The organism is Bacillus sp. M6-12 (assembly GCF_002860285.1).
Taxonomy (GTDB): domain Bacteria; phylum Bacillota; class Bacilli; order Bacillales; family DSM-1321; genus Peribacillus.
Genome location: NZ_PGVF01000001.1, coordinates 150,260 through 176,120 on the forward strand (window position 1 = coordinate 150,260; position 25,861 = coordinate 176,120).

45 protein-coding genes are annotated in these 25,861 nt (G+C 32.6%); 30 read left to right on the top strand and 15 right to left on the bottom strand.

Annotated elements, in window-relative coordinates; genetic code table 11:
• Positions 1-63 precede the first annotated feature (63 nt).
• Both CVD28_RS01135 and CVD28_RS01140 read right to left on the bottom strand, forming a co-directional pair.
• Complete coding sequence (locus tag CVD28_RS01135; protein ID WP_101590420.1) at positions 64-654, bottom strand: hypothetical protein; 591 nt, start codon at positions 652-654, stop codon at positions 64-66.
• Between the two features lie 68 nt (positions 655-722).
• Positions 723-1,520 carry a DUF4652 domain-containing protein gene (locus CVD28_RS01140; protein WP_101590421.1) on the bottom strand — a complete coding sequence of 266 codons (798 nt, stop codon included), beginning with the start codon at positions 1,518-1,520 and terminating at the stop codon, positions 723-725.
• A gap of 175 nt (positions 1,521-1,695) precedes the next feature.
• Here CVD28_RS01140 and CVD28_RS01145 point away from each other — a divergent pair, with 175 nt between their 5' ends.
• Positions 1,696-2,010 carry a single-stranded DNA-binding protein gene (locus tag CVD28_RS01145; protein ID WP_101590422.1) on the top strand — a complete coding sequence of 105 codons (315 nt, stop codon included), beginning with the start codon at positions 1,696-1,698 and terminating at the stop codon, positions 2,008-2,010.
• A gap of 43 nt (positions 2,011-2,053) precedes the next feature.
• On the opposite strand, the gene CVD28_RS27685 is transcribed toward CVD28_RS01145, so the two are convergent.
• On the bottom strand, positions 2,054-2,230 hold the full coding sequence (locus CVD28_RS27685; RefSeq protein ID WP_180953830.1) for a hypothetical protein: 177 nt from the start codon (positions 2,228-2,230) through the stop codon (positions 2,054-2,056).
• A gap of 248 nt (positions 2,231-2,478) precedes the next feature.
• Entirely contained in the window at positions 2,479-2,727 is a 249-nt protein-coding gene (spoVG, locus tag CVD28_RS01150) for a septation regulator SpoVG (protein WP_101590423.1), read from the bottom strand.
• 236 nt (positions 2,728-2,963) lie between these two features.
• Here spoVG and CVD28_RS01155 point away from each other — a divergent pair, with 236 nt between their 5' ends.
• The 8 genes from CVD28_RS01155 to CVD28_RS01190 all read left to right on the top strand — a co-directional run bounded on the left by CVD28_RS01155 (position 2,964) and on the right by CVD28_RS01190 (position 6,143).
• Positions 2,964-3,164, top strand: a complete 201-nt coding sequence (locus tag CVD28_RS01155; protein WP_101590424.1) for a hypothetical protein — start codon at positions 2,964-2,966, stop codon at positions 3,162-3,164.
• Between the two features lie 24 nt (positions 3,165-3,188).
• Complete coding sequence (locus CVD28_RS01160; protein ID WP_101590425.1) at positions 3,189-3,776, top strand: hypothetical protein; 588 nt, start codon at positions 3,189-3,191, stop codon at positions 3,774-3,776.
• Positions 3,777-3,793: 17 nt separating this feature from the next.
• Positions 3,794-4,036, top strand: a complete 243-nt coding sequence (locus tag CVD28_RS01165; RefSeq protein WP_257985721.1) for a hypothetical protein — start codon at positions 3,794-3,796, stop codon at positions 4,034-4,036.
• Between the two features lie 62 nt (positions 4,037-4,098).
• Complete coding sequence (locus CVD28_RS01170) at positions 4,099-4,599, top strand: hypothetical protein (RefSeq protein ID WP_101590426.1); 501 nt, start codon at positions 4,099-4,101, stop codon at positions 4,597-4,599.
• A gap of 17 nt (positions 4,600-4,616) precedes the next feature.
• Positions 4,617-4,958, top strand: coding sequence for a hypothetical protein (locus CVD28_RS01175; protein WP_101590427.1), 342 nt, complete (start codon positions 4,617-4,619; stop codon positions 4,956-4,958).
• Complete coding sequence (locus CVD28_RS01180) at positions 4,927-5,292, top strand: hypothetical protein (protein ID WP_142384705.1); 366 nt, start codon at positions 4,927-4,929, stop codon at positions 5,290-5,292. Before CVD28_RS01175 ends, CVD28_RS01180 begins: the two co-directional genes overlap by 32 nt.
• 27 nt (positions 5,293-5,319) lie before the next feature.
• The gene (locus CVD28_RS01185; RefSeq protein WP_101590429.1) at positions 5,320-5,607 is read left to right on the top strand and encodes a hypothetical protein; all 288 of its coding nucleotides are present in this window, start codon (positions 5,320-5,322) and stop codon (positions 5,605-5,607) included.
• 155 nt (positions 5,608-5,762) lie between these two features.
• Entirely contained in the window at positions 5,763-6,143 is a 381-nt protein-coding gene (locus CVD28_RS01190) for a hypothetical protein (protein ID WP_180953831.1), read from the top strand.
• A gap of 57 nt (positions 6,144-6,200) precedes the next feature.
• Here the strand turns inward: CVD28_RS01190 and CVD28_RS01195 are convergent, their stop codons facing one another.
• Entirely contained in the window at positions 6,201-6,506 is a 306-nt protein-coding gene (locus CVD28_RS01195; protein ID WP_101590431.1) for a hypothetical protein, read from the bottom strand.
• Positions 6,507-6,675: 169 nt separating this feature from the next.
• Here CVD28_RS01195 and CVD28_RS01200 point away from each other — a divergent pair, with 169 nt between their 5' ends.
• Complete coding sequence (locus CVD28_RS01200) at positions 6,676-7,998, top strand: ComEC/Rec2 family competence protein (RefSeq protein WP_101590432.1); 1,323 nt, start codon at positions 6,676-6,678, stop codon at positions 7,996-7,998.
• Between the two features lie 18 nt (positions 7,999-8,016).
• Positions 8,017-8,229 carry a DUF3006 domain-containing protein gene (locus CVD28_RS01205; protein WP_101590433.1) on the top strand — a complete coding sequence of 71 codons (213 nt, stop codon included), beginning with the start codon at positions 8,017-8,019 and terminating at the stop codon, positions 8,227-8,229.
• A gap of 49 nt (positions 8,230-8,278) precedes the next feature.
• Here the strand turns inward: CVD28_RS01205 and CVD28_RS01210 are convergent, their stop codons facing one another.
• On the bottom strand, positions 8,279-8,470 hold the full coding sequence (locus CVD28_RS01210; protein WP_142384707.1) for a hypothetical protein: 192 nt from the start codon (positions 8,468-8,470) through the stop codon (positions 8,279-8,281).
• A gap of 178 nt (positions 8,471-8,648) precedes the next feature.
• Positions 8,649-8,882 (bottom strand): hypothetical protein, encoded by a 234-nt coding sequence (locus CVD28_RS01215; RefSeq protein ID WP_101590435.1) that lies wholly within the window; start codon positions 8,880-8,882, stop codon positions 8,649-8,651.
• 195 nt (positions 8,883-9,077) lie between these two features.
• Between CVD28_RS01215 and CVD28_RS01220 the strand changes: the two genes are divergently transcribed.
• The 8 genes from CVD28_RS01220 to CVD28_RS01250 all read left to right on the top strand — a co-directional run bounded on the left by CVD28_RS01220 (position 9,078) and on the right by CVD28_RS01250 (position 11,773).
• On the top strand, positions 9,078-9,398 hold the full coding sequence (locus CVD28_RS01220; protein WP_101590436.1) for a hypothetical protein: 321 nt from the start codon (positions 9,078-9,080) through the stop codon (positions 9,396-9,398).
• A 20-nt stretch (positions 9,399-9,418) separates the two neighbouring features.
• The gene (locus CVD28_RS01225) at positions 9,419-9,748 is read left to right on the top strand and encodes a hypothetical protein (RefSeq protein ID WP_101590437.1); all 330 of its coding nucleotides are present in this window, start codon (positions 9,419-9,421) and stop codon (positions 9,746-9,748) included.
• A gap of 6 nt (positions 9,749-9,754) precedes the next feature.
• Entirely contained in the window at positions 9,755-9,958 is a 204-nt protein-coding gene (locus CVD28_RS01230; protein WP_101590438.1) for a hypothetical protein, read from the top strand.
• A gap of 115 nt (positions 9,959-10,073) precedes the next feature.
• Complete coding sequence (locus tag CVD28_RS01235; RefSeq protein WP_101590439.1) at positions 10,074-10,253, top strand: hypothetical protein; 180 nt, start codon at positions 10,074-10,076, stop codon at positions 10,251-10,253.
• A gap of 21 nt (positions 10,254-10,274) precedes the next feature.
• Positions 10,275-10,541 (top strand): hypothetical protein, encoded by a 267-nt coding sequence (locus tag CVD28_RS01240; protein WP_101590440.1) that lies wholly within the window; start codon positions 10,275-10,277, stop codon positions 10,539-10,541.
• A 78-nt stretch (positions 10,542-10,619) separates the two neighbouring features.
• Entirely contained in the window at positions 10,620-10,784 is a 165-nt protein-coding gene (locus CVD28_RS27690; RefSeq protein WP_180953832.1) for a hypothetical protein, read from the top strand.
• A gap of 88 nt (positions 10,785-10,872) precedes the next feature.
• Positions 10,873-11,376, top strand: a complete 504-nt coding sequence (locus CVD28_RS01245; RefSeq protein ID WP_101590441.1) for a hypothetical protein — start codon at positions 10,873-10,875, stop codon at positions 11,374-11,376.
• A 64-nt stretch (positions 11,377-11,440) separates the two neighbouring features.
• Complete coding sequence (locus tag CVD28_RS01250; protein ID WP_101590442.1) at positions 11,441-11,773, top strand: hypothetical protein; 333 nt, start codon at positions 11,441-11,443, stop codon at positions 11,771-11,773.
• A gap of 254 nt (positions 11,774-12,027) precedes the next feature.
• Here the strand turns inward: CVD28_RS01250 and CVD28_RS01255 are convergent, their stop codons facing one another.
• Positions 12,028-13,074, bottom strand: a complete 1,047-nt coding sequence (locus CVD28_RS01255) for a C40 family peptidase (protein WP_101590443.1) — start codon at positions 13,072-13,074, stop codon at positions 12,028-12,030.
• 229 nt (positions 13,075-13,303) lie between these two features.
• Between CVD28_RS01255 and CVD28_RS27695 the strand changes: the two genes are divergently transcribed.
• The 3 genes from CVD28_RS27695 (at position 13,304) to CVD28_RS01270 (ending at position 14,356) form a co-directional block, all read left to right on the top strand.
• The gene (locus CVD28_RS27695; protein WP_180953833.1) at positions 13,304-13,450 is read left to right on the top strand and encodes a hypothetical protein; all 147 of its coding nucleotides are present in this window, start codon (positions 13,304-13,306) and stop codon (positions 13,448-13,450) included.
• Positions 13,451-13,630: 180 nt separating this feature from the next.
• Entirely contained in the window at positions 13,631-13,837 is a 207-nt protein-coding gene (locus tag CVD28_RS01260; protein WP_101590444.1) for a hypothetical protein, read from the top strand.
• 183 nt (positions 13,838-14,020) lie between these two features.
• Positions 14,021-14,356 (top strand): hypothetical protein, encoded by a 336-nt coding sequence (locus CVD28_RS01270; protein ID WP_101590446.1) that lies wholly within the window; start codon positions 14,021-14,023, stop codon positions 14,354-14,356.
• A gap of 26 nt (positions 14,357-14,382) precedes the next feature.
• Here the strand turns inward: CVD28_RS01270 and CVD28_RS01275 are convergent, their stop codons facing one another.
• Entirely contained in the window at positions 14,383-14,796 is a 414-nt protein-coding gene (locus CVD28_RS01275; RefSeq protein ID WP_101590447.1) for an AbrB/MazE/SpoVT family DNA-binding domain-containing protein, read from the bottom strand.
• A gap of 201 nt (positions 14,797-14,997) precedes the next feature.
• Here CVD28_RS01275 and CVD28_RS01280 point away from each other — a divergent pair, with 201 nt between their 5' ends.
• A complete protein-coding gene (locus CVD28_RS01280) occupies positions 14,998-15,582 on the top strand; it encodes a DUF3846 domain-containing protein (RefSeq protein WP_101590448.1) in 585 nt (194 codons plus the stop codon).
• 216 nt (positions 15,583-15,798) lie between these two features.
• Here the strand turns inward: CVD28_RS01280 and CVD28_RS01285 are convergent, their stop codons facing one another.
• Positions 15,799-16,173 carry a hypothetical protein gene (locus CVD28_RS01285; RefSeq protein ID WP_101590449.1) on the bottom strand — a complete coding sequence of 125 codons (375 nt, stop codon included), beginning with the start codon at positions 16,171-16,173 and terminating at the stop codon, positions 15,799-15,801.
• Between the two features lie 224 nt (positions 16,174-16,397).
• Between CVD28_RS01285 and CVD28_RS01290 the strand changes: the two genes are divergently transcribed.
• The gene (locus tag CVD28_RS01290) at positions 16,398-16,580 is read left to right on the top strand and encodes a ribbon-helix-helix domain-containing protein (protein ID WP_257985722.1); all 183 of its coding nucleotides are present in this window, start codon (positions 16,398-16,400) and stop codon (positions 16,578-16,580) included.
• Positions 16,581-17,047: 467 nt separating this feature from the next.
• On the opposite strand, the gene CVD28_RS01295 is transcribed toward CVD28_RS01290, so the two are convergent.
• The 5 genes from CVD28_RS01295 to CVD28_RS01315 all read right to left on the bottom strand — a co-directional run bounded on the left by CVD28_RS01295 (position 17,048) and on the right by CVD28_RS01315 (position 20,609).
• A complete protein-coding gene (locus CVD28_RS01295) occupies positions 17,048-18,022 on the bottom strand; it encodes a 3'-5' exoribonuclease YhaM family protein (RefSeq protein ID WP_101590451.1) in 975 nt (324 codons plus the stop codon).
• A 154-nt stretch (positions 18,023-18,176) separates the two neighbouring features.
• Positions 18,177-18,551 carry a hypothetical protein gene (locus tag CVD28_RS01300; RefSeq protein ID WP_101590452.1) on the bottom strand — a complete coding sequence of 125 codons (375 nt, stop codon included), beginning with the start codon at positions 18,549-18,551 and terminating at the stop codon, positions 18,177-18,179.
• 339 nt (positions 18,552-18,890) lie between these two features.
• Entirely contained in the window at positions 18,891-19,556 is a 666-nt protein-coding gene (locus CVD28_RS01305) for a hypothetical protein (protein WP_101590453.1), read from the bottom strand.
• A gap of 74 nt (positions 19,557-19,630) precedes the next feature.
• Positions 19,631-19,825: a hypothetical protein gene (locus CVD28_RS01310; RefSeq protein ID WP_101590454.1), complete on the bottom strand. Its 195-nt coding sequence runs from the start codon at positions 19,823-19,825 to the stop codon at positions 19,631-19,633.
• A 262-nt stretch (positions 19,826-20,087) separates the two neighbouring features.
• Positions 20,088-20,609, bottom strand: a complete 522-nt coding sequence (locus tag CVD28_RS01315; RefSeq protein WP_101590455.1) for a hypothetical protein — start codon at positions 20,607-20,609, stop codon at positions 20,088-20,090.
• A gap of 289 nt (positions 20,610-20,898) precedes the next feature.
• On the opposite strand from CVD28_RS01315, the gene CVD28_RS01320 reads away from it, so the two are divergent.
• The 6 genes from CVD28_RS01320 to CVD28_RS01345 all read left to right on the top strand — a co-directional run bounded on the left by CVD28_RS01320 (position 20,899) and on the right by CVD28_RS01345 (position 25,804).
• Positions 20,899-22,068: a DUF4317 family protein gene (locus tag CVD28_RS01320; protein ID WP_101590456.1), complete on the top strand. Its 1,170-nt coding sequence runs from the start codon at positions 20,899-20,901 to the stop codon at positions 22,066-22,068.
• A 96-nt stretch (positions 22,069-22,164) separates the two neighbouring features.
• Positions 22,165-22,728, top strand: a complete 564-nt coding sequence (locus tag CVD28_RS01325) for a hypothetical protein (protein ID WP_101590457.1) — start codon at positions 22,165-22,167, stop codon at positions 22,726-22,728.
• 82 nt (positions 22,729-22,810) lie between these two features.
• The gene (locus CVD28_RS01330; RefSeq protein ID WP_142384708.1) at positions 22,811-23,575 is read left to right on the top strand and encodes a hypothetical protein; all 765 of its coding nucleotides are present in this window, start codon (positions 22,811-22,813) and stop codon (positions 23,573-23,575) included.
• A gap of 90 nt (positions 23,576-23,665) precedes the next feature.
• Entirely contained in the window at positions 23,666-24,322 is a 657-nt protein-coding gene (locus CVD28_RS01335) for a TVP38/TMEM64 family protein (protein ID WP_101590459.1), read from the top strand.
• 3 nt (positions 24,323-24,325) lie between these two features.
• Positions 24,326-24,568 carry a hypothetical protein gene (locus CVD28_RS01340; protein ID WP_101590460.1) on the top strand — a complete coding sequence of 81 codons (243 nt, stop codon included), beginning with the start codon at positions 24,326-24,328 and terminating at the stop codon, positions 24,566-24,568.
• 225 nt (positions 24,569-24,793) lie between these two features.
• On the top strand, positions 24,794-25,804 hold the full coding sequence (locus CVD28_RS01345) for a helix-turn-helix domain-containing protein (RefSeq protein ID WP_101590461.1): 1,011 nt from the start codon (positions 24,794-24,796) through the stop codon (positions 25,802-25,804).
• Positions 25,805-25,861: the final 57 nt, after the last annotated feature.

Sequence of the window (25,861 nt, forward strand, 5' to 3'; positions counted from 1 at the left end):
TTATATCATATGGCAATTATCCTTTTTCATAAAAACCCTTACAATGAAGAAGAGATAGGTAGATTAATAGAAATGAAAACCAAAATGCTTACAAGAATGTTGATACCAGTCCTCTTTATGACCTTTTATGCAATATTGAACATAGGCGTTAAAGTCTTCTTTTTCATTCATTGAAAGATAAGGTAATACATAATTCCATGCGTTCATTTCTAATTCATACGTTTTCTTCCAGACTTCATCTCGTAGTTTTTCCCAGGTTTCTTTATCAGGAGCTTGAAACATACTTCTTCTAATCTTGGAGCGTTCTTGTTTTATTGTAGCAAGAAGAGTATCCTTTTGATGTCCAATTTCATGATAAATCGTAAACTTTACCAGTTGAAGGAAACTCCCTTTAAATTGTTCAGTTAAAACTAACTTCTCATAATGTTCATAGTCTTGGGAAAGTCCAATCATAATCGCATTTGTACCGCTTTTATCAAAACCACCATGAACAAGGGCTGAATTTCCTTTTTTGTTAATGAATAGTTTACAATTTTCTACTTCTTGGGATTCCCAAATTTGTTTAGTTAAATCACAAATATCACGATACATTTTTTTATCTAATCGAAACTTCTTTCGTTTTCTTTTGGCTATGTAATAACTATGTGGCAACATTTTATCTCTCCTTATCCCTTTGTGAAAAGAAATAGAAAGGATACCCCATTGAGATACCCCTTCCTTTTTTATTTAGTAGTCGAAATCGGAAGTGTTCCTTCTTCAAAATGTCCAACGGTTAAGTTTTCATCATCATAAATGTGTTTTTCGTAAATGAAGTTTCCTTTTTTGTCTTGTTTAATAGAAACAACCTCTTCGTTATCTTTCAAGCCAGTAATAACAGGTGTGAGCGAATGGTCTCTAAGATTTAATTCATACAATTCTCCACCTTTTGATACTGTTCCATAAGCAAAGCCAATGATTACATATAGTCGGTTTTCATCAATCCACTCTACATATTTAGGACTGCTTTGACCATTTGAGCTTTCTTTCATGGAGTAGAGATTGGAGTAGCCCTTTTCCTTATCCTGAACAACAAGAAGAGCTTGACCTTCTTCTACAGCACCTTCACCTCTTCCGTCAATCGTTGCTTGTTTCTTAGCAGAAGGGGAGGCTTTCCAACCAGAATGGAAACTGGCTTCATATTCTTTGTTTTCTTCTACATTAAATAAATCCACTGTTTTCTTTTTTTCTACTTGAGTAGTAGGGGGTTTACTATTATCCGTTTTGGTTGGAGTAGGAGTAGGAGTAGCTTCTTTTGCATTTCCTTCTACCTTTGTAACATTCGTTTCTTCCTCTTTTGCTACTGTTTCTTTGTTATCCGTAACAATAGAAGAAGTCGATTCCTTCTTATCTTTCTCTTGTGTAGAAGGAGCTTGTGCAGTTTCCGTTCCTTTTCCTTCGTTTTCTGTTGCATCACAAGCTGTAAAGAGAAGGGTGCTGGAAACCAAAGCTGTAACCATAAGTGTCTTTTTTAAATGTTTCACGTTTTTGTCATCTCCTTTTATTTGTTTATAGTCAAGATAACATATTATACGCACTATATACAATAAAAATTGTAGTAAGGAAGTTATTATTTTAGTATGACCTGTATATTATAGAAGATACAGAAATGTAAAAGGTGTTTAAAAATAAACTACATTAAACAGGAGTGTGTTAATTATGAAATTTTCAACAAAAACTATGGTGAACGAAGTAGAAAAAGTAGAAGGAGTGGTTGCAGGGCGTATCGTCAACGAACCTAAACTTCTTACTGGTCGTGAAGGTAAAAAGGATGTAGCTTACTTCACAGTAGCAAACAATCTTCCTTCTGAAGCTGTATTCTACGAAGTAACTGTTATTGGAGACCAAGTAAAACGTGTAGAAAAACTTGCTAAAGGCTCTGTAGTAGCTGTTAAAGGTGAGTTTGGTACAAGAGAGCACGAAGGTAAAACTTACGAAACGCTTCTTGCTTCTTCCGTTGAAAAACTTGCGTAACCAAAAAAAGAGAAGCTGATTTTATGTCAGCTTCTTTTTTTATTTATATCATATATTTTAAATAAAGAGGATAAGAATATGTCTGTCGTTGATACTTTAGATTAGCGATTTCAGGGATATAATCAAATTCACTTGGAATGTCATCAAAACCATCTTGTTCCATACTAAACAAGGACATACAGATACTAAATACAATAATAAACAAGATTACATAACTCATTAAAAAATTCCCTCCTTAAAGGATTTATTTTCCTTATATTATAGATAGTCTAAAGGGAGAGATTCGTTAAAAACCTCTTCTAAAAATGGTTAGGACTGTATGAACCATAAGTATGAACATTCTATGTACATTATCAGAATTGAGATAAAAAACTATAAATGGAAGATTTGCATCTTGGAGACCGAATAAAATCGAAGTATATTAGAGGAGTAAAAAAAACAGTCCCTTATGATAGGGACTGTTTCTTCTTATTTATTAAATTCAGCGAGAACTGCGTCAGAAAGTTCTTGTTTGAACTCTTTTGTTACAGGGTGAGCGATGTCTTTGTATTCGCCTTCTTTTACTTGACGGTTTGGCATAGAAACGAACAATCCGTTTTTCCCTTCTACGACACGAATACCATGAACTGCAAATACTCCGTCTAATGTAACAGATGCGAATGCTTTCAACGTACCTTGACCTTCTGCTTTTGTAATTCTAACTTCTGTAATTTTCAATTAAAACACCTCTTCTTTCAAAATTTAACCTTATGGTCTGTTTTTATCTTATACAAAGAGTTTCTTAAATATTTCATTATAGGTAGGGATATGGTCGAATACCGTTTTAGTCTAAACTATATGAAACATACAGTATTAATTGTAAAAAATAATTGACAAATTAATGAATCAGAGGTATAATGTTATATATTAGTAGACGTGTTTCCCTCTTTATCTAATCACAAGGAGAGATTTTTATGATAATTGGAGCTTATTACATAGACCGTTCCCATAGACATATTCCATGCTGGACTATTGCTAATACATTAAAAGAAGCATTAGAAAAAGCAAAATCTTGGTCATTAGAAAGCAATTGCTATGTATCTGTATCAACAACAGAAAAAGGGAAAGAAAAAGAAGTTGCTTTATTTGATGAAAAAGGCGAACGACTAAAATAGAGAGAGAAAAGGGGAAGGGCGTTCATGAACTTATACTTATCAAAAAAACAAGAGAAAGTTTTACATGTATTATTAGATACTGCAGACGAACTGATTCAACATGCAGACCCATCCGTTAAAGGAAATATCGAAGAAATCATTCAGGGTGTAACGGAGATAAAAGGAAAATTGACTGGAAAGAAAGGATTGGCGAAAAACGGAATTGCCTTTGAACCAGTTGAAATTAACTGTCAATCTTCTGATGACAAATTGATTGTTCGTGCAAGAGAAGATGGAAAAGCCATTATATTAGAATCAAAAAATCGTATTCCAGAAAAATCAGGACATTTCCGTTTTGATTTAGGTAAAGAAAACGCAATGGCTTTAACTAACGCTATTATTCCTTATGTAAAAGCATGGGGTTTGGAATATACAGCAGAGGATAAAGCGTATCATGAAGAAATTAATGTCTTTGCTGACGAAGTAGAAAGAAGCATTTCTGTCGGTGGTGGGAAGATTTCCTATATTTGCTACACAGACAATGACCAAGATGATTATTGGACTTTCTTAACGCCAAGTAAGGCACGATATTTCGTGGAATTAATGTTAGGTTATATTAACACAGTTCATTAAAAGAAAGGAGTGAGAATTTGAAAAAACTAACGATTACGCAAAGCAACATGACGTGTAAGTTTTGTGGAAAAGAAATGAAGGGAAGTCATAGAGCACTTATGGCAAATCCCTTCTGTAATGATAAAAGCTGTTATGAACAACGCTTAGAGGCTTCTGGAGCAATCGACTTGCGTGATAATCATGAATTGATATGCTTAGAGAATGGATATGTCGAGGTTAAACCTATTGACCCGAATAAGAAATTCAAAGCAGGAACATAAAAGAGAGAGAAATTAGGAGAGTAGTTGTTACTGCTCTCTTTCTAAGTCAAGGAGATATTGTAATGGATATACCAAAACAATGGTTACATATAGGAAACAACCATATAGATATTAACCTAATCGAAGATATACGAAATGCACCTCTTTTTCCAAAACCAGACGGTGGATTTTGGGCTTCCCCATTTCGTTTTGGAACAGATTATTACAGCGAATGGCAAGGGTTTAGTGAATATATATGGGGAAAAACTAAAAATGAAAAAGCGGTTATTTTCTATTTAAAAAGAAACGCAAGAGTGTATAGCATTGATTCACAAGAAGATTTAATCCGATTAATCAATGAAGTGGGTAGTGTTGAAAACCCCTTCCCAATCAAAACAACGACCATTCTTGAATTTGAAAAAGCAAAAGAATACTATGATGTCATTTATCTAACAAGTAAAGGACAACAAGAAACAAGAAATCCATTCTCAAAGCGTGAATACAAACTCACTGGTTGGGATTGTGAAAGTTGTTTAATTCTAAACCCTATGGTTATTGGAAAACAAATGCCAGTATCCATTTAATAAAAGGAGGAAGAACCATGAAAATTAAAAAGAGTGCTATCTTTACTTGGAACGAAGCAAATACAGATATACACTTTCATCTTATGAGAAACTTATCATTTTTGAAAAAGGTATTTGTTGACCGATTTGAAGGAGATTGTATCTTGTGGGTAGGTTTTTATGATTTAGAAAAAGTGCCTCCTCATATTTTTACAGAATGGCAAATTCAAGAGGAAGTAAATGAAGTGAGAGAGGACTATGAAGGACAGTTATTTAAAGTATATTTTCCGAACTTTAATTACTTACTAACTGAATTGCTTGGATTTAAACCAGGATTACATTTTACAAATGAAGAACAGATTGTCTTCATTGAAGAGTAAAAGGAGAATTTATAACATGAATAAATACCCGAAAGAAATTGAATTATTGGTGTACTATGCATCCAACTTAACCATTCCTTCTATTATTGAATTAGTAAATCATCAACTAATTACACGACAATCATGTGTCATTTTAGCTGAAAATTATGGTCGTAAAACAGATAACTTCACTATTCGTTTAGTCGTAGATGGAGAAGAGGAAAATATTAAGGAAGCGGTGGATGAATTAAAACATTTATTGAACCAGTATGCAAAACGTGTATCGTTGGTTCGATTAGAGGATACAGAGTTTGACCCACCTACACCATATGAAGAATTAACAAAATCACAATAAGAATAGTAGTAAATAAGGAGTAAGATTATGACTAACACAAAATTATCAGACGTTTTAACCGTATTGACAAACATAGACGCTCCCATCTATTCAATGGCTATTCCCAATCAAAAACGTGAAGTGATTGGGTATAGTGTAACTTATGCTTTAGATGGATTTAGTGTAAAACTAAAAGGGAATCCAAATACAAAAAAATATCAAAAAATATTAAGTGAATGGGGAGAACTTGTAAGGGATGCTCTATTACAGTCATTTGCTGGTCAGATGACATATCATTCTTTAAATGAGTTCAAAGTAAAAGAATGTAAAATGTAAGGGATTGTTGTTGTCCTAAAGAACAGCTTTCCCGATTTTTTAGTAGAAAAGGGTGGTAAGAAATGTTATCACGAAAATATTCAAACAAAATGCTCTTATTGTATCTTTTATTCCTTATGAACGAATGTAAGAATAGCGAAACACGACTTCAGTGTATGGTGTATAGATTACAAAAATCTATCCGAACGATTGGAAGTACAGAAACATTTAATTACAAATTTGTTCGTTGGAACTTAGGAGCGTACAGCAAAGAGTTACATGAAGATATTCACTTTCTTCTACAAAAGGAGTTAATAGAAAAATCATCTTTTCAATTAACTGAAAAAGCAAAGGGGTTAGTAGAAAAGAATCACAAGTTTATTCAAATCTTCTTTCATGTAAAAGAAAGTGACTTTGATGTTTTGATTCAAACATTAAAAGAAATGAATATTCAAGAACTGTTGCTTCAAACGTATGAGAAATTTGAATTAAATACACGACCTATGGGGAAAGTCATTGAAGATATTATGTATGACCCTGAATATGTAGGTATATAAAAAAGCACTACGGTTGTAGTGCCTTTTCTGTTTACACAATAGCAAATCTTTGTTTTCTTACGCAATTTCTAATTCGACCATAGTAGGCTCAAGAATATCGTCAACGATATCACTAAAAGAATGTTGGATAGTGATTTTCTTTTGATTTATCATTTCTGCTATACGGTCTAATAAAACAAAACGGTTCAGACCTTCTTTTTCCTGACCTTTTGTTTCTAATAAGATTTTCCCTTCTTCATAAGCAAATATAAATTGTGATTGAAACTCTTTTGAGACTTTCTCCCAATCCACTTCTATATTCTCATAAGGAAGAATATAAAAAATACCCTTTTGAATCTTCATTAAACTACCTGGTTTTAACATATCCATGACCTCCTAAAAGTGTTAGAATATAAACGCCTTTTGTATATACATTCTCTATATTTTAGATAATAAAAGATTCTATATTCTTTATATATGTCAATTATAATTGACAAAATAATAAATCTGTTGGATAATGAATAATAGAGATATACAAGGGAGAGAAAATAACATGATAAAGAAAAAAATAGGATGGCTTTTAACGACATTGTTTCTTTCAAGTTCGTTAGTAGCTTGTCAAAGCGAAGTTTCTAATGAAACGATACAAGAATCAACGACAAATAATAAAACTGAGGTTTCAACACAATTAGATAGTGGAAAATCCAATCAAGAAAGTAAAACGGAAACCAATAAATTTATATCATCAGGCGATTTAAAGGTGTATTACTTAGATATAGGACAAGGTGATAGTATCTATATTCAGACTCCAAGAGGAGACGATATTCTAATAGATGGGGGTAACAATGACAAAGGGGATGAAGTCGTTCAATATTTGAAAAACTATGGTGTGGATGATATTGAAATCATGATTGCGACACACCCTGATGCTGACCATATCGGAGGGTTAGATGCTGTACTTGAAAAAATGAAAGTAGAATCGGTTTATATGCCGAAAATTACACATACAACAGAAACCTTTGAGGATTTTGTTGTAGCAGTTAAAAACGAAGGCTTAAAATTGAAAGAAGCAAAAGCGGGATTAGATTTAGGAGTAGAAGGAATCCATGCAACCTTCCTTGCACCAGTTACATCCTATGGAGATGATTTAAATACTTCGAGTGCAGTCTTGAAAATAAAATATGGAGAAAATAGTTTCTTATTTACAGGCGATGCAACCATTGAATCAGAAGAAGATATGATAAAATCTGGTGAGGATTTACAAGCCGATGTCTTGAAGTTAGGTCATCATGGAGCGAATACATCTACCAGCGAAGCATTTCTTTCTAAGGTCAACCCACAATATGCTGTCATTTCAGTAGGAGAGGCTAATCGTTATGGACACCCTACGGATGAAACCCTTCAAAAAATGAAGCAACATGGAGTAACGGTACACCGAACAGATAAACAAGGAACAGTGTTAGCGATTAGTGATGGAAAAGAGATTACGTTTAAAAATGAACCTTCTCTTATTAAGGGGGGAACAAGCTCACAAGTAGCGGTTGCTCCTTCTAAATCAGTGAATACACCAGCACCCAAAACAAATACAACAGGAACGCCATCTAAAGGCTCTGACGCTTCCATACAGGCGAGTGTAGATAATCCTAATCCTGGTCAAAATGAAACGATTACACTTAGCGTAGCAGGGGCAACAGGAGCACCTTATACAGCAGTTTTGCACTTTAAAAGTAAAGATACCACTTATACAGGGTCAGTGGGAACACCACTTCCTATTCGTATAGGTCGCTCTTCTTCAGGCTTTGAAGTTGTGATTGATATAACTGCAAATATAAATGGCAATGACGTTCAGACTCAAACATCATTTACCGCACAATAAAGAAAAGGAGGTTAGCTTATGACATATATCGTAGATAGAATTGAAGGAAGATTAGCGGTTTGTGAAAAAGAAGACGGTTCTTTTGTAGATATTCCACTGGATGAACTTCCTTTTGGGGTAAAAGCAGGAGACGTATTAAGTGTAAAAGATAATGTTATTAACTTGGATAAAGTGGCAACTAAAGAACGGAAAGAAAAAATGAACGAAATCATGAAGGATATGTGGGAATAATAAGAAGATAGACCCCCTAAAAAGGAGGTCTATTTTTATTTACTCAATTTTATGAAATAAATTCAAGGAATACATCAAAGTAAATATCGTATTCTTCACCTTTAATGTCTACAACACGATACTCTTTCCCTTTATTATAAAACTTATCGTCTGTTTCAGGTACTCTATCTCTAATGCTGTAGCCAATATTTTGCCATTTGTTGTCTATAAAAAGATACATTTCCAATTTAAACAAGGCCATCTTCCCCTTAGTTACATTTATTCTTTTTTACCTTTTCTTTTAAAACGAAATATCATCCATTTATCAAAGCAGTCATCACACATAATGTCCTTCAACCACACATCGTTGGCATTAGGTAAATGTGCTTCAAATTCCTTGTGGCACTTAGTACAGGAACACTTTTGATAAACAGACATATTTAGTTCTGTTCCTTTTCAGCATAATGACGTTTAGAGATTTCAAATAGAAAAGGGGTATCCATTGCATGAATAGGATACATTACATTTGCTCCTACTGTAAATTGTTTATGAGCTTCACGAACAACACCATCCACTTTCAAAATACCAGTCTTTCTCCATTCTACGATTTCTTCAAAGCCTTTCTTCAGCTCTTCATTAGAAAATTCAGCAATAATCTGTTCCAGTGTTTTCATGATTTCATCCTCCTGAGTAAATGTTTGATAACAAACACCTTTTATTTAAGAACCTTCTTTATCTTAGATTTAGAACAAAGGGATATTCAAACGTATGAACCATTTCTCATTGTAAAAAATAATTGACAAAAACAAAAATATGTGATATAATATATGTAAATAGATATCGGAAAAACAAACGAAGGAGGAGCGAAAATGGAGTATGTTTTAATGGCGAAGGTTAGTTACCGTCAACCAGGCGATTATGAAGATACAATTAAACGAGTGGATTTAGGAGATATAGAGATTCAATCAAAGGAAGACATCGACCATGTTTGCCAAAAAATAGCTTGGGATTTGAATTTAAAAGAAGATATTCATTTTAATTCTTTTTCGGAACAATATCCAAGCAGTTCAGAATTTTATTTGGAAACTAAAGAAGAGCTTTATGGATTAAATAAGATGTATAAAGTTCGGCTAATAGATTGTATTCGTATCAAAGGTAGGTTGTTTGAATTAAAGCCTTTTGAAATCTAATATAAGGAATGAAAAAAACTATGAGAAAAATCATTGAAATTATTTCTGGTCAAAAAATTGATTTATTGCCATCTGGTATAGATTTGGATAAACATGAAATTGTTCGGCTTTGGACAGTTTATGATGAAGAGCGAATGTGGACTTGGAAAAAGTTTGACACACAAACAGGCGAACGATTGGAGAGACCTTCTTCATTAGAAGAAGTAGAGCTTAAGCACCATGAAGGTATTTTCTTAGAAGACCGAATTCATGATTGGAACATTCGTCAAGGAAACCTATTGGATTACTATTCAAGAGTGGTTGGACAAAATGAAGAAGTGAAAATTCTAATCGAATATAAGGAGAAATAACATCATATGACACCAAAACAACAAGAAATATTAGATATGCTGAAAAAATTATATAAAGAAACTGGTGAGGCGGTTAGTCCATCAAAAATCGGATTAGCATTAGGGAAAGATTATAATTCATCTTCCTCTTATTGTTCTACTACGCTAAAGAAAGCAGTGTCGGAAGGATTAGTCGAACGAACAGAAAAGGGACTTTATATCCCAAAATAAGAGGATAAAGAGTAAATGAATCTGTCCAAAGATGAAGTCACTGATTACCTCTCTTAATACCAATAATTGAAGTCCCTTCTTACTATCATAATAAAAAATAGAAGGAGGGGCTTATGTGGAGATTAGAAAGACTGCAGTTTTAACGAAAGATGACATTGCCTATGCCATACGTGATTATTTGCGAAAAGAAGGTTATGACGTATATGCAGGGACATTTAATTGGATATATGAAGAAAAAGACGGAAGTGTTCAACTGAAAAAGGTTGAATGTGAGGTTTTTGAAGATAAAAAATAAGAGAAAAAGGGAGCATGTGCCATGACAAACAAAGCGAAGATAGAAGAGAAACTAAATGAATTAGGTCTTTCTATGGGTGGTTACAATTCAGAACTTGAACGATTGTCAAAGAAAGAATTAGAAAAAGTTCTTGATAATATGGAATACGGAAGCACTGATATTCAAGTGAAAATTCGTCAAAAAGAGTATGTTGTGGAAGTTTATCATGTAGATAATGAAGTCGATTTTGGAATGCTAACTACGGAACAATATGAAAATCGTTATGGCAGAGCAGTAGGAGAAGAATAAATCATTTATATAAACAAGCCAACATTCGGAACTTTTTATTCATTAGTTCCGTTTGTTTGTGTAAAAGGAGGATGGAATGTGAAACATAAGAACGTAAAAGGCGATAAAAAGGTAAGTGACACTCCCAAGCGTCAACTTCATAAAGTCATTATTGGTGATTCAGGTGTTGGGAAAGCCTCAAGAAATACTTTATGTAAAGTAGAAGATTTAATCTTACAGCGTGTGCCAAAGCTAAAGAAATAGGTCAAGAGAAAAGGAGGATAACTTTTGTTTATCACTCTTTTTTTTTGTCTATACTTATAGATATAAGTGAGTTAAAGGGGAGGAAAATGTGAGATTAATGATTGATTTTGAGGAATCCGAAATTCATTACATAAAAAAGAGTGACTTTGAAGCGTTATCATCAAAAGACATACCAGTTAATAAAATTTTCTTTCTATGTGACAAGATAGAAGACCAGGTAATTACCCCTTCTTTTGAATCAGATTGTCACGTCTTAAAGAAAGATAATGACACTTACCAAGTCCAGCTCACTCAAATGGAAAGACGTAAATTTTGGGATGCTCCTGTTGGTTTAGACGTATATATGAATTGGAAGAAAAAACGAATTCAAGAAATGCAAGAAGAAGGTATCTCTATTTACCAGGATGATTGGGATGACGATGGAGATTACATTCATTTAGGTTATTATATTGACATTCAAGCAAAGAATGGAAAAGAAGTCATAGAAGAATTGGTAAGATTGATTGAAATAAATATCGAGGATACTCTGCAGTTAAAAATAGATAAGCTAATGGATTTTGATTCTAAACTCGATAATCGAACGATTATTTAGTTTCTTTCCTTACATACAGTATCTTATAATAATTATAAAGATATACAGGAAAAAGGGTGATTAAGTGCGAGTATATCAAAAAAATGAAAATGAATTCGTTTTAAGTAAAGATATGGATAATTCTTATACAGATTGGAACATTTCTATAAGAAAACCCTATTCTTTTGAAACATCAAATCTATTTTTATGGAAGGGAAATATTGAAAAAAATTATTACGGAGTAAATCATTCCCCTTCATATGAATTCTCTTATCAAAAAGACAACACTCTACTCATAGAAAACTCCAAAAGACAAACTTATCATTATCCTTCTGATAGCAATAAGAAAATTCCTATTCCAAAAGCAATTTTGAATTTTATCCTGCAAGAATGTGAGAAACGGATAGTGAATTTATAATAAAAGCGATTGGATAACGAAGATAAAACAACTTAGAAGCATGGTCAATTACTAAAACCATGCTTCTATATATTAAAGAATTATTCCTATACTTTTCTTCAATGACACTCCAAAAGGATTCATCTTCTAAGCCTAAACGCCAAATACCAATACCTCTTAATCCCTTTTGGTTCACAATGTCGAGTTTATATTTTCATACCAAACGGAATGAAGAATTCCTGAACTATCTACATAGTTAAAAAAAGTTTTTGTTATTAGTTAAGCACTCGTTGAACTTTTACAAACATATTATTCCAATAGGTTGTGTTGATGTCAGAATACATTACTCCTTTAGAGGTACTTGCATGAAGCATTTTGCCATCACCTACATAAATACCAACATGTCCAATACGTTCGACACCTGTGTTGTTCACTCTATCTGAAGTAGAGTAGAATAATAGGTCTCCTTTACGGATTTGGGATAAAGAAATCGTTGTCCCTTCAAGACTTTGAGAACGTGAATCTCCACTCAATTTAAAGTTTGCTCCTTTATAGAACGCATATTGAACGAAGCTGGAACAATCAAATGTATTTCCTGTAAAGTTTGGATTGTCTGTTTTGTTCCAATAAAGGATACGTGTAGCCCCATATTCATATGGAGTGCTCATTTTTTTAGCTCCTTCAGCAATGATGGCATTTGCTGTGGATTCCCAATTAGAAGTTGTGGGTACTTCTACGGTTGGGGCAGGGGCAGGAGTTGGTGCTGGATTTGTAACGACTGGTGCAGATACACCACCATTTAATAAAGCACGATATGGGATTTCTAACTTTTGACCAATATGAATAATGTCAGTTGTTAAATGGTTTGTTGCTTTAATCTCATTAACTGAAGTACCAAACTTAACAGAAATTTTATATAACGTATCACCCGATTGAACCGTATATTGATTGCTGTTTTTTTCAATTTTTAAAACTTGTCCTACTTTAATAGCAGTGTTTGGTAAGTTGTTAATAGATACAATATGTCCAACTGTTGTCTGATTGTTTTTAGCGATTGCACTTAGGCTGTCACCTGACTTAACTGTATAAGAGAATGTGTTAGCAGATGGAATACGTAAAACTTGACCTACTTTAATTAAATCACTTTGTAAACCGTTAGTTTCCTTTAATGAACTAATCGTTGTGTTATAGGCTTTAGAAATTAGATATAAGGTATCACCGCTTTTTACCGTATGCGTAGAAGCCTCATTTGCGAACGCTGGTGTAGATAAGGTTGCTGTCATCACTGAAGCAAGAAGTAATGTCTTGAAATGTTTATTCATTTTAATGCCTCCTAAATTATTTTTTATGGTCAAAAAATCATGTTCCGTTGACTATTGACAATTAATATAATATCGGTTTTTTGATAGCATTTTCAATGATAAATAGTTTCCAAGATTACCAGTAGAATATTGTTGAAAAACAAACATGAATGTGATATTTAAAGAAAAACCTTTAAAAATAGGATAAAAAAATGATATAATGAGGGGCATATAAGGAGGAGATGGAAACATGACCCTTGAAATATGTACATATGAAATGCCTTTTGAAACAGAAGATAGCTTTAGAGTGAAAATAGAAGCAGGAAAATTGAAAAAAGAAGAAGAATGTCCAGATAATAATTGGATTCCAGACTCTTATTTTGAAGAAGCAGTATAGAAGGTGTGTAGCATAAGCTACGCACTTTTTTTGTTTAAAAAAGAAATCGCTTTCATGTAATCTCTGAACCTAATTGATAAAGCTAAATACCTTCGACTATAATATAGTAATTTTTATAAATTTGGATAGTTCATACTAACTTTTACTTATTGAAGGATATTGAAAAGGGGAGAGATTTTTATGACAAACGCAATGTTAAAGAGGGAACAAGAAATGGGATTTATGTTTTTACAACTGGAGCAGGATATTAATGCTTTAGAAGTTCAAGAACAAGAATTAGAGGAAAGAGTAAAGCAAGACGATTGGTGTGCGATTCTGGATTTGAAACGTGTACAGCGTCAATTAGAAGAAAAGCGTCATGATTTCTACGGACTTTATTTTAAGTAGAATCAAATTAAAGAAAGCCTTTTGTTATTTGGGGATAACAGAGGCTTTTTCTTTTTTACATAAGAAAATCCTTTATAAACCAATCCTTTTCTGTATAGAACAAGATAGAACCGTTTTTATCTATGTAAGAAAAATGGGATTTGAGATAATGAAGCCAATCGAAGAGAGAAAGGAGAGAGAAGTGTGAACGAAAAAGAATCAAAAGGGAAATTTTTGACGTTTTTCTTAATTATTGCAGTAGTCGCTTTAACAGCACTTATTATGTATAACCTTAGTAATGAAGATAATAAATATTACGACATTCTTCCAGGGCAAGAAAACAAAGATGTTTTGATTGCTCATGCTGACAATATAACCAATGTTTCTCATACAAAATACAACTCTAATGACCGATTTTATGTTGATATAGAAGATAAAAAAATAGATGAAGGCATTTTTTATGAGCCTAAAAACAAGAACATAGATAAAGGATTTTTAATCGAAATGAATCAAGATGGTTCGTTTAGTCCTATATATTAATAAAAAAAAGTAGGTGAATATCTCACCTACTTTTTATATATATCCATTAAATTAATAATCTCTAAATGGTCGTCATATGACCAAACTTCTAACTTGTCACCTTCTCCAATTTTTAATTGATGACGGATTTTAAATGGGATGACTATTCTTCTTCCATTTGGAATCATTTGCTTTTCATATCGTTTATCAATAATCGTTGTTCTTTTTCCTTGGTCTTGGCGACAAGTTGTACATATTTCAATTTCTGTTGGGTCAACAACTACATCTTCGCTTCCACAAAAAACACATGTTTTTTCATCTTTTTTCAAAATTACTTTTTCTCCATCCATATAAAGAAGCACAGAGCTTCCTACTTCCAGATGTAATTGGTCAAGAAGTTTAGGTGGGAGGGAAATTCTTCCTACTGCATCTACTTTACGCAAAATCATTTTATTACTCATTATAGGTTGCACCTCACACGTTTATATCCAGCATATACTTTATAAGTATTATTATAGTACAGATTTCATTGACTGTAAAACATAGTTTGCTATTTTTTTCCTATACTATACGATTTTTTGAGAATTTTCTTGTATAATAAAAGAAACAAGAAATAAAACAGGTGTTTAATTTAACAGGAATTAAAAAGGAGAGATGCTTTTATGGAATTTCAGGCGATTGTATTTGAACCAGGTAAAGAGGGAGAAATCAAAAAAATGACTACTTCTGATTTTTCAACTATTGTAGGTGGTTCATATGAACGGACTTATAACAAACATGGGAAATCCGATACAACAGTTATCGTAAATGAAGAAGGTGTCCTAATGGAGCTTCCACGTAACAGAGGCTATCATGGAACATTTATTATCGTAAAAGAACCAGAAAGTGATGAAAGCGAAGGATATGATTCTTTTTCACAAGAAGAAGCGAAAGCTATTAAGAAAGTATTGGACAAAAAGGGGAATTACGAGTCCAAAAATACCTTTTTAAAGACCTTCTTTGAAGAAAAAAATGTGCCTGTTACAACTTTTCAATATGAAAAAGGTATTCATTTTATCACGTTAAGTAATTACGATGTGATTGAATCATTATTAGCTTCATCAGATAAAAATTTTTTAAGTCAAGTGGAAGAAATGCTTCGTAAAATTGACTTTCTTAATGGAGATGTAAATCATTTCTTGCAACACATGGGAAATGGAATGGCTGAACAAATTGCACAATCACAAGATAATTTCTTTAATTTTTAGGATAAAGAGCAGGAGAGGAAAGAAGGAAACCCTCCTGCTTTTTTATGCCTTTCTCCTACCTTTTCCTACCTTTACCCCTCTTATACATACCTTCAAGCACCTTTTGACCCCTATTAGAGCTTTAAAGTAGCTTCCAAGCTACTTCTATGTACCTTTAGAGCTGTAAAAACACGCACAAAAAGAGAGTAGAAAAAAATCTACTCTCTTTAAGGGGTGTTATCTGTAAAACGATTGAGTACAAATGTTGGAAACTTTCAAAGCATGTTCAATACCCAAGAAAGTCTTTCCTAAGAAAATGGTTTCAGTTTCACCAGTAGGTGTAATCACTTCAATATGAATGTAGTGACCTTCAGAACCGCCTTCAACTGCAAAACAAGCTATCCAACGAAAAACAGGAAAATCTCCTTTTTTATCATTCCCCACACTGATTTGGAAATAATCCATTTCGCCATATACTTCTTGTTCTTTTAATACAGTAACCAATTCGTCAAATACTTCCTGAACCGTTTTCTTTCGTTCCATCTTAAGATACCCTGGTTTTTCAAGATTTGCTACCCAAATTTCTGTCTCGATTTGTTTAAATTTACCCATTGTAAATTCCTCCCTGTGATAAGTAAATACAAGATTCACCTTTTTATATAAAATCCCTATATTATACGAGAAAAAGGTGGTGTTTATAAAGTTTAATAAATAACAAGATTGATAAAAGGTATGAAAGTTTCATGTTCTAAGAAGTAAGGTAAGTATTCAGTTATAAAGTTTATCCAAATCACTAAGATGTAAGAGAAATGAATCATGGTGAGGAGGAGAAGCGAGTGGAAAATAAATTAAAAAATAGAACACGTTATACTGCAACAGTGGATACAGATTTAGTAGAAAACTTAAAAGAATTATCAAATAAAACACGTATTCCGCAATCAAAACTTATGGATGAAGCGATTGAATTATTGTTAAAACAACATGGGGTTAGAGTTAAGCGGAAGAAAAAAGCGGAATAAACTAAAAAGAGGAGTAATTCTCCTCTTTTTATAGTTTGCTTATATAAGGGGTATGACATTACACTATTTTCCAAATTTAGATAAACATTCAGAACAATCTATATCTTTGTACGATTTAAATTTAATGTTTCTCATGTCTTTTGGGGAAATTGTGTGAAAAGCATGGTATTTAAGACCGCATTCACAAAAATGTTGGTCTTTTACAATGTGAATACTTTTTGTTTTATTATTGAATACGGTTGGATAAAACATGGTTGCCTTCTTTCTTTTTAATTAGAACAAAATTACTTTACCCCTATTATCGTCTTAAATAAACGAATAATTTCTTCCAGTAATAAGAACAATTGGAAAAACATCTTCCGAAAGAGTTTGAGGAATCACGCAACCATATATGTAGTAAATATTTTCACTATAACGAAGCAACAAAAAAAGCAGGGGAAAGATGAATACCCTGCATTGAAGATTTTTTATTTTAAATTATGTTTATATACTTGTTTATTATCTAAGAAAAACATTCTTTCTGTAAAGGTGTTTGGTTCGATATTTTCAGTGGCACTTTGATACATATACGTTCTGGAATCAATCATATCAATATAGTGCAGAAGCTCTGCTTCAAAAAACATTGGGACTTTTACTGCTCCAAATTCAGGCTTAGAATGGTGAGAGGCTATCATATGTTCCAAAAGGAGAGTGACTTCTTTATCAATCTGCAGTTCTCTCGATAAATCATGGATAGCTTTAATTCCCTGAATCATATGCCCTAATAGTTTTCCTTCTCTGGTATAATCCACTGCTACACCGTCATCATTAGAATCAATCTCTTCAATTTTTCCTAAATCATGAATGATACAGCCTGTAAAGAGAAGTTCTTTGTTCATTGGATATAGTTCAGATAGCTTTATGGCTATTTGAAGCATACAGTACGTGTGATATAATAAACCAGCTTTTATGTTGTGATGAACCACTAATGAAGCAGGGTAGAACTTTAATTCGTTCTGATATTTTTCTAATACCGCTATGGCAATTCGTTTTAAATCTTTATTCTGATACTGCTCTACGACATTTAATATAGATTGGTACATATCTTCATAAGAAAGAGGTGCTTTTTTAATAAAATCATCTTTTGAAACACCGTCTGTTTCATTGATTTGTCGTATTCGTTCTACCGTAATTTGTTTTTTTCCATTCCATTCTCCAATTAATCCTCTTAATTTCACGACAATACCAGGGGAGAGGTCTCCATATCCTGCAATACTTTCTAAGGAGGCATCCCAAAACTTACCGTCAATTGAACCTGTTAAATCTTCAAAGACAAAATCTATGTAGGGCTTTCCATTTCCGTTTTGCGTCTTCTTGTCTTTGGACAGCTTTATAACCGCAAATAAATCAGCCTTTTCTCCAATCTCCACTTCGCTAATGGTCTTCATAGTAGATGTTCCCATGAAAGAAGCACCTCCATTATTATTTATATGACCAGTATAAACGATTTTCTCTAAAATTAGAAGAATTTGGTCAAAGAAAAGAGACCTTTAACAAAAATGTTGAGAATCTAAAAAATCCCATTCATGTCATTCGACTAAAGAAGGGGATTCTAAGTTATTTTTCCATTACTGATGTCTGCTGTTTAATGATTTTATTGTTATTCTCAATAATTGTTTCAGTGTTTTTAATGATTTTTTCATTGTTCTCAATGATTTTCTCCCCAAGTTCAATCACTTCATTGTTATTCTGAATGATTTCATCCTGAGTTTTAATTAGTTCTCGTTTGATTTCTTGCTTTTCAAATGTAGAAGAAACTGTTTTGGTTTTCCATAAATCCATAGGTGTTTGCCCTATGAAAGCGAAACCCCAACCGATAACAAAAAAAATAATAAAGGCATATTTAAAGAGGTTAGAAACGAGTCCTTTTTTGTTCTTATTAGAGGAATAACTCTCTTCTATTTTTTCTTGTTGATTGTCATTGCTTAACAAATAATTCCCTCCTTATTCAAACATGTTTCTATTATAAATGATTTGTTTGATATTTTTTTCTCTTACTGGTTTTACTACGTTTGAATAGGAAATGGTATATCGTTTTGACAAGTTATATGTAAAAAAGGGCATAATAATAGCACGTTTGTTTTCTTATCGAATCCAAAACGTGCTACTATTCAGTCCCCCAACGACTGTTGATTGTTGTTACTCTCCACTTATTCATTTAAAATATCCTTCCGTCAGATATTGCTATCTGTATTTTTGATATTTGCCACCTATTTAAATTGCAGTAAAAATTGTTGACTGCGACCACTCACACATTCAATAGAATGTCGATTATTTTTGTGTTTCACCTTGTACTTGTTCTTTCGGAACTTGTACTTGCTTTTTTTCTTCTTTTACAGGAGTTTTCTTCTCTTGTTTAGAAGTAACTTCCTTTTTACTTTCTTGCTTTTGTTCTTTTGCTACTGGTTGTTCAATAACTGTTTTGTTAATATCTTGTGCAGTGCCACGATATTCCCAAATAGAATGAATACCAGCCAAAGCCCCTGCACCAACGATAACCGCAATGACAACAGGGATGATAATGTTGTTTGAAACAACACTTCTAATCTTGTTAGCAAAATTCACACGAAACTTGTTTAATGAAGTTCGACCTTGTTCCAATAAAGTCATTTCACTTACTGGTTTTGGTTGGTTCGCTTGTTGAATTAATTGCTTGATTTCATTAAAACCTTGAGTCATTTGCTGATTCATTTCTTGTTTTAAATCATCAATTTTTTGCTCAAACTTTTGTTCTAATTGGTCAAACTTTTGTTGATTGTCCAATAGGATTTCTTGTTTGGCAGTTTGTAATTCTTGTTTCATTTCTTGCTTAGTATCTTCCAATTTCTGCTCCACGCCTGAAACTTTCTGATTACCATTGTCAATCTTCTGTACAATTTGGTTAGTTTTTTGGCTAACCTCCAATTTTAAACTTTCTAATTCATGTCTTATAGACATATTTATCAGCCTCCTTTAATTGCTGTCAAAAAAATTAAAATGATAGTTTACAAAGGAGATGACAACTTCTTGCCTTAGTTCGTAAAGAAAATGATATATCCTGAGAGAGAGCCAACTATAAGTCCGAATAATACCAACATATAGTTTACCTGTAATCTGATTTTTTCTTCCACATCTGCTTTTTTCAATACAGTATCAATTTTCATGATACCAAAAAGAAAAATTAAATCCGCTAAGATTGTGACGATTGTTATGATATTTAACTCCATTTTTGAAATCCTCCCTATTAAATAGATTCTTCCCTATGATATGTGTTCTCTCCATTTTAAATTCTTTCCCTCAAAGATATATCTTTCCTGTAATGAAATTAGCAATAAGCCACCATCATTTTTTGTAACTGATGTATTCTATGCAAATTTTTCTATTTCATAATTGAGAGAAAGAAGGGGAGAGAGTGGCTTTTTTCTTTTATGATAATGATAAATAAAGCAAAAAGAAAGAGCCATTCCGTAGAATAGCCCTTTACATACATTATTTTGCTTCCAATTTCTTTTCTTTCTTCTGTCCTTTGTGGTCTTTGTACTCTTTGTCATAAAGAGTGTGAAACATTTGAACAATATCCCCAGGTATTAGCCCAATAATCGTTAAACCAGCAACGAATACAAAAGTAGCTCGAAAGCGAAAAGGTGATAGAAGTTTGCTTAAAACCCTAAATACAATGCTTGTCACTGTTAGAATAATAAAAATCAAAAGGATTTCACCGCTATGCAAAATTGCACTAATTTTAGCAATGATAAACATAGCTTTTGATATATAAACTGACGTTTTAACGTCTGTAAAAAGTGTATTGTGATAAATTTTACGGAAGAATTTATTCAAGGTTTTATTATAACGAGATAAAAGAGTTAAAAACACAATGCTTAAAATCACCGCGGATAAAACATTTTTCACAATATACCCACCATGATGAAAAATCAAAGGCAAAACACATAAAACCGTTAAAAATAAGTAAAATCTTGATTTTTTCATCATTCCACGCAAAGTTAATTCCATTCAATAAATCTCTCCTTTTGATTTCTTTCCTTTTTTCAACCTGTAACATTTGTTACGCCTATCTCTTAAAAACAAAAAAAGCAATTCTACAACAGAATCACCCCTTTCAACAGCTTGTAAGTAAAAACTTACTCCTTTTTTAATGTTGTATATTCATCATCATAGATAAGATGAAAAAACTTATAACTGATGAAATATCTAAAAAAACTTTGTAATTATCGTTTACAACTTGATTATAAAGTGTTATCCTATGTTTGTAGACTAAAGTCAATAGGGAGTGACATTCAATATGAATAAAAAAGACATTGCTAATATCCGTAAAGAATTTAAGGTGGACAACATTATGTTGAAACTGAAAGAGGTTTTCCATGTATATGTACAAAAGGAAACTTCAAATATTGTTCATTCAGAAAGTCAATATTTCAACATGATGGAACTCGAAGAACAAGAGCTTTTCATGGGGAACTTCAAGAAAATCCTAACAGGAAACTTGGATGAAAAGGTATTTGAATTGAAATTCAAAAACGGTGTAGATAATAGCACTCAGACATTATTGTTTGATACGCTGAATACTACGGATGTTGACCATTGGAAAGAAGAAATGCTCAAAATTGTTGAGAAAATGTACACTGACGTTGCTTACGAATTTGATACCGTTGTTTCATTTGTTCGTGGTGAATACTTGAAACCAACGAAAAAGAAAAAAGAAGAGGAAGACGCAGGGAAAGATGATGAAGTATTCGTTCATCCGTTTATCCTTTGCACAATTAATAAAACAGACAAGCCAAAACGTGCCATTTTGTTTGATTATGTAGAGAAGGAATTTAAAGCTAATTCTGTTCTGGATGCGATTATTAATTTGAACACACCACTACAAGGATTCTTCTTTCCAGCGTTTAATAACAACGTAGCTGACGTAAACCATATTCTTTACAGTGCAGGGAAGAAAAATCAACCTGACGGACATTTCATTGAAGAAGTATTGGATTGTCATGAAATCGTTACTGCAGTTGAGGATAAAGGGATGTTTGACCAAGTATTGAGAAGTGTCTTGGGAGAAAAAATCGAATCTACTGAAATTCTTTCTAATATTTACGAGGAAATTGAGAAAGTGATTGTTGAGAAAATGGAAGATGAAGAAAGTGAAGTTCCAATGCTTGATTATCATGATATGACAAGAATTTTAGAAGTGAGCGGAGTAGATAACGTAGATACGGACAAATTGGAGCATATCTTTAAAGACGTAGTGGATGATGAAAACTATGAATTTAAAGCAAGTAGTCTTCTTCCAGGAAAAACAGTAAAAATTAACACAAAAACCGCTTCGGTTAATATCAACACAAAAGATATGAAAAATATCAAACAAATTATTAATCATCGTGGCAAAAAATGTATTTTGATTGAAGTAGACGAAGATGTAGAGATTGAAGGATTTACACTTGAATCTGAACGTCTATAAATCTCATGAACTAAATAAATAATAAGCACTTTACTTAAGCACAAGAACGAATGATTCTTGTGCTTATTTATTTTTTATGAAAGGGTATGAATAACAATGAGGAGAATTATCCGAAATATTAGAAGGGGTATTTTCCTATTATTTTTTTTACAGTTTTCTGCCAAAAATGTACTTGCCGATAATTCTGAAACCATAAAAAGAACTACATTAGATGTGGCTATTCCGTTATATTATGAGTTTTCTTACAACCCTAATAAGCCTATTTCCGATATAAAACCGATAGTTATTGAAAATCGAACCAATAATCATATCTATGTAAAAGTAGCCAATATATCTATTGCAAATGATTCCCAATGGAAGCCTACACTGATAGACTCCACTTCATACACCTCAGAGCAGTGGAACAACTTAACAAGCGTTGAATCCGAGAAAAATTTAGCTCTTGGAATCAAAGCAATAAATAGCAAAAATTGGTTACATGGAATTGAGAATCAGGTAGTATGGAGTACCACTGAAAAAGAATTGAGGAGATTAGGTATTGTGAAATTAAAGAAATCAGTGGAAGTTCAACCTGTTTTTCAGTCGGGAAGTTTTCCTGTTAAACAAGTTCTTAGTGCTTATTATTCATTTGAATTTGGTATCTACAAACCTAACTTGTGAAAACATGTAAAAAATAATTAACAAAAGAAAATATTTACGATATACTATTTGTAGGAAGATTTACTTATCAGGATTGAGAGAGGTGAGTGGGCGTTTGAGTTGTTTAGATTGTTCCTTTATCTCTTTGAACAAAGGCTCTTTGCATTGTCAACATGGTCTACCTATTCATATAGGGGAGCTTTCCCATCCAGAACAGTGCAAAAAGGGAAAAAAAGAAGATAATTATATCGGAAAGACATATGGAATGAAAACCATGTTATCTCTCATTTTGACCTCACAAGCAAAGAGTTTATCAAAAGAAGAGATAGATAGACTTCAGGAAGAGATAAGCGTGACGAATCAAATTCTCTTAACCATAGATTTATATGAACAAAAAATAGAGGAAGCAATGATTGAGAGACCAGAGGAAAAAAACAGAAAACAAGCTATCTCTTGTTATCATTGCACTCATGCCTCCTCTACTGATTATCTCTTTGTTCAATGTGGTTATTATCACAACGATATTGGAGAAAGATTAGAAAGCTGTCATTCGATACATAACGAATGGGAAAAACAAGAACAGATGATACGTGAGATAGGACTTAGCCATTTTTTTGACTTGGTTCTTCAATACAATTCAAGTCTTTGGCTATATTGGAATGAAGATATGACTGCAGGGGATAAATGGATTGCTATTTTAGATACCTATGAAGAGACGTTGGAGCGAAAATATTATCAAGTACGAAAGGCTAAAAAACCAATAAAAGAATTCTCTTTAACTATTCAGGAAATGCTGAAAAAAATAGAGAAAAGAGAGTCAGAATCAAGCCCAATGAGAGAAGCATTAGAAGATGGCATAGTCTATTAGATTACTCCATCTCCTCCTTCCCAATAGTCGTTATTTCCTTTTTTTGATACTAAAATAATAGAAACAAAAACAAAGGGAGGAGGGAAGGAAGTGAAGAAAAAGAAAAAATATATCATACTTTTAATATGGGTATTGATTCTTGGTCTCTTATATATCAATGACTTATTAACCTTTGATATAGAGCAAATTCAAGGGGTACTGGAAGAAAGTCAACCATACGGAATGGTATTATTTGTTTTATTATTCGCCATTCGGATATTTCTCTTACTTCCAAGTCTTCCTTTTATGATAATGGGTGGATTACTATTCGGTGGATGGAAAGGTTTTATCTTATCCTTGATAGGTTTAACGATTAGTTTAACCTTTGTGTACTTCATTGCTACTGTTTTTTCAGAATCCGATAGAGTACAAAAAATAAAAAACAAACACCAGAAACTATTTCCGATTATTGAACGGTACAATCAGAAGTTCTTAGCGGTAGGAATTTTAGCTCCTGTTGCAAATACAGATGTGGTTTGTTTATTATCTACATTTACTGGCATTTCCTATGTCCGATATTTAATCACTATCACGATTGTAAATGTTCCGACAGTCTTGCTGTATAGTTTTATGGGAAATACGTACAATACTTCCTTTACAGGCATGATTACGGTGGGAATCTTTAGTATCTTGAACTTTTCAGTAGGATTATATATTCTCTATAAAATCAAAAAAGATATGAAAACATTAAAGGAAAGAAGTAAATAACAGATGAATCTTTTTAAAGAAATTGAAAATTGGAGCAGAAAAGGAATTGCTATTGAATACGCCATTATTGACCAAATTGAAAATGGATATGCTGAACAAGTCAACAAAGGTCATATGCCACCAGTGACTTATACCGTCTACGTCAATCGAATGAGTGATGGAGAAACGCTATATGCAGAATCCTTCGATGAAATAGAGGAAGCTCTTGTTGCAGGAGTAAAATATGCGGAAACGCATATAAAATAAATAATTTCTTTATAGGAAAAACACAGGTATTACGCCTGTGTTTTTCTTGTGTATTCCCTTATCTATCAAAAAAACCTATATCCTTACAGAAAAAGTCTATTATTTTAGACTTTCATTTGGATAATATCTAAAATATTGGAATAATTAATGTATTTTTTGTTGAAACAGGTCTATTAGAATGGTATTCTGTATATAGAAACACCATCAGAGGAGGATATTTTAGTTATGGTTCAATACTTAAATGAAATGTTAGATAAATTAGTAGAGTTGAAAAAACTCGGAGAAAATATCAACGAACAATTCAAGACGATTCAGGATTTACCTATCGAAGTGAATCAACAGGGAGTAAAACTGGATGGTGCTCTTATTAAATTTTTCAAAGAAACGTGTCATCGACCAGCAATGGATGGTGATTATATATACATAGAAATGGACTTAGATAAAATCTTTCGATTCAGATATGTCATAACAGGGGATACGGAAGAAGTCATTTGGATGAATATGAATACGATAGAAAAAATAGATGACCAACTTACTAAGCCATTAATTTTCTTCTATTGGGAGACATTATCACCAACTATAAAATATTACATATTTGAGAGAAATGATGAAACAGATAATTGGGACAATACGGGGGATTCTTTCTCAAAAGTAACGGAAGCGTTAAATGAGTTAGACAATAGGTACTCGGAAGAAGAGTCTCAACATTCTGAATGGATATTAGCTCAATTTTTGGAAGAAAAACTCAATGAAAAGGGAATATCAAAGTCTGAACTTGCTGATAAGATTGATATAAAATACAAAACGTTGATTAGTAAATTTAAAATTAATTCATTTACAGGAGAAGAATTAGTCCGAATGGCAATCGCTTTAGACTTAGATTTGAACGAGTTGAAAAGCAGTTATATGAGCAATGAAAAACTCAATCAAATAAAGCCTGATAAAGACTTAAAATATATTGCTTCTTTGGTAAAAATCGGATTTACCAGTGGGCTTGTTCCAGCTTGGGAATTAGATGTTCCCCAAAAACAACTATATCCACTTAATCGTGCGGAACAAAATGATATTTCCGAACAATTAGAAAAAGGGTATGTTTCAGGATACTTAAAAGGTGAACATCCGAGAGCATGGAATTTGAAGATAAACAATAAAGAACTAATAAAAGTTCCAACAGAAAAAGAAATTCTATTAGAAGAGGCGAAGAAAACCTTTCTTAAAGAAAGAAAAGATAAATAATTAAAACCAGATATAAAAAAGAGGGGAGCTATAGCTCTCCTCTTCGCACAAATGGAA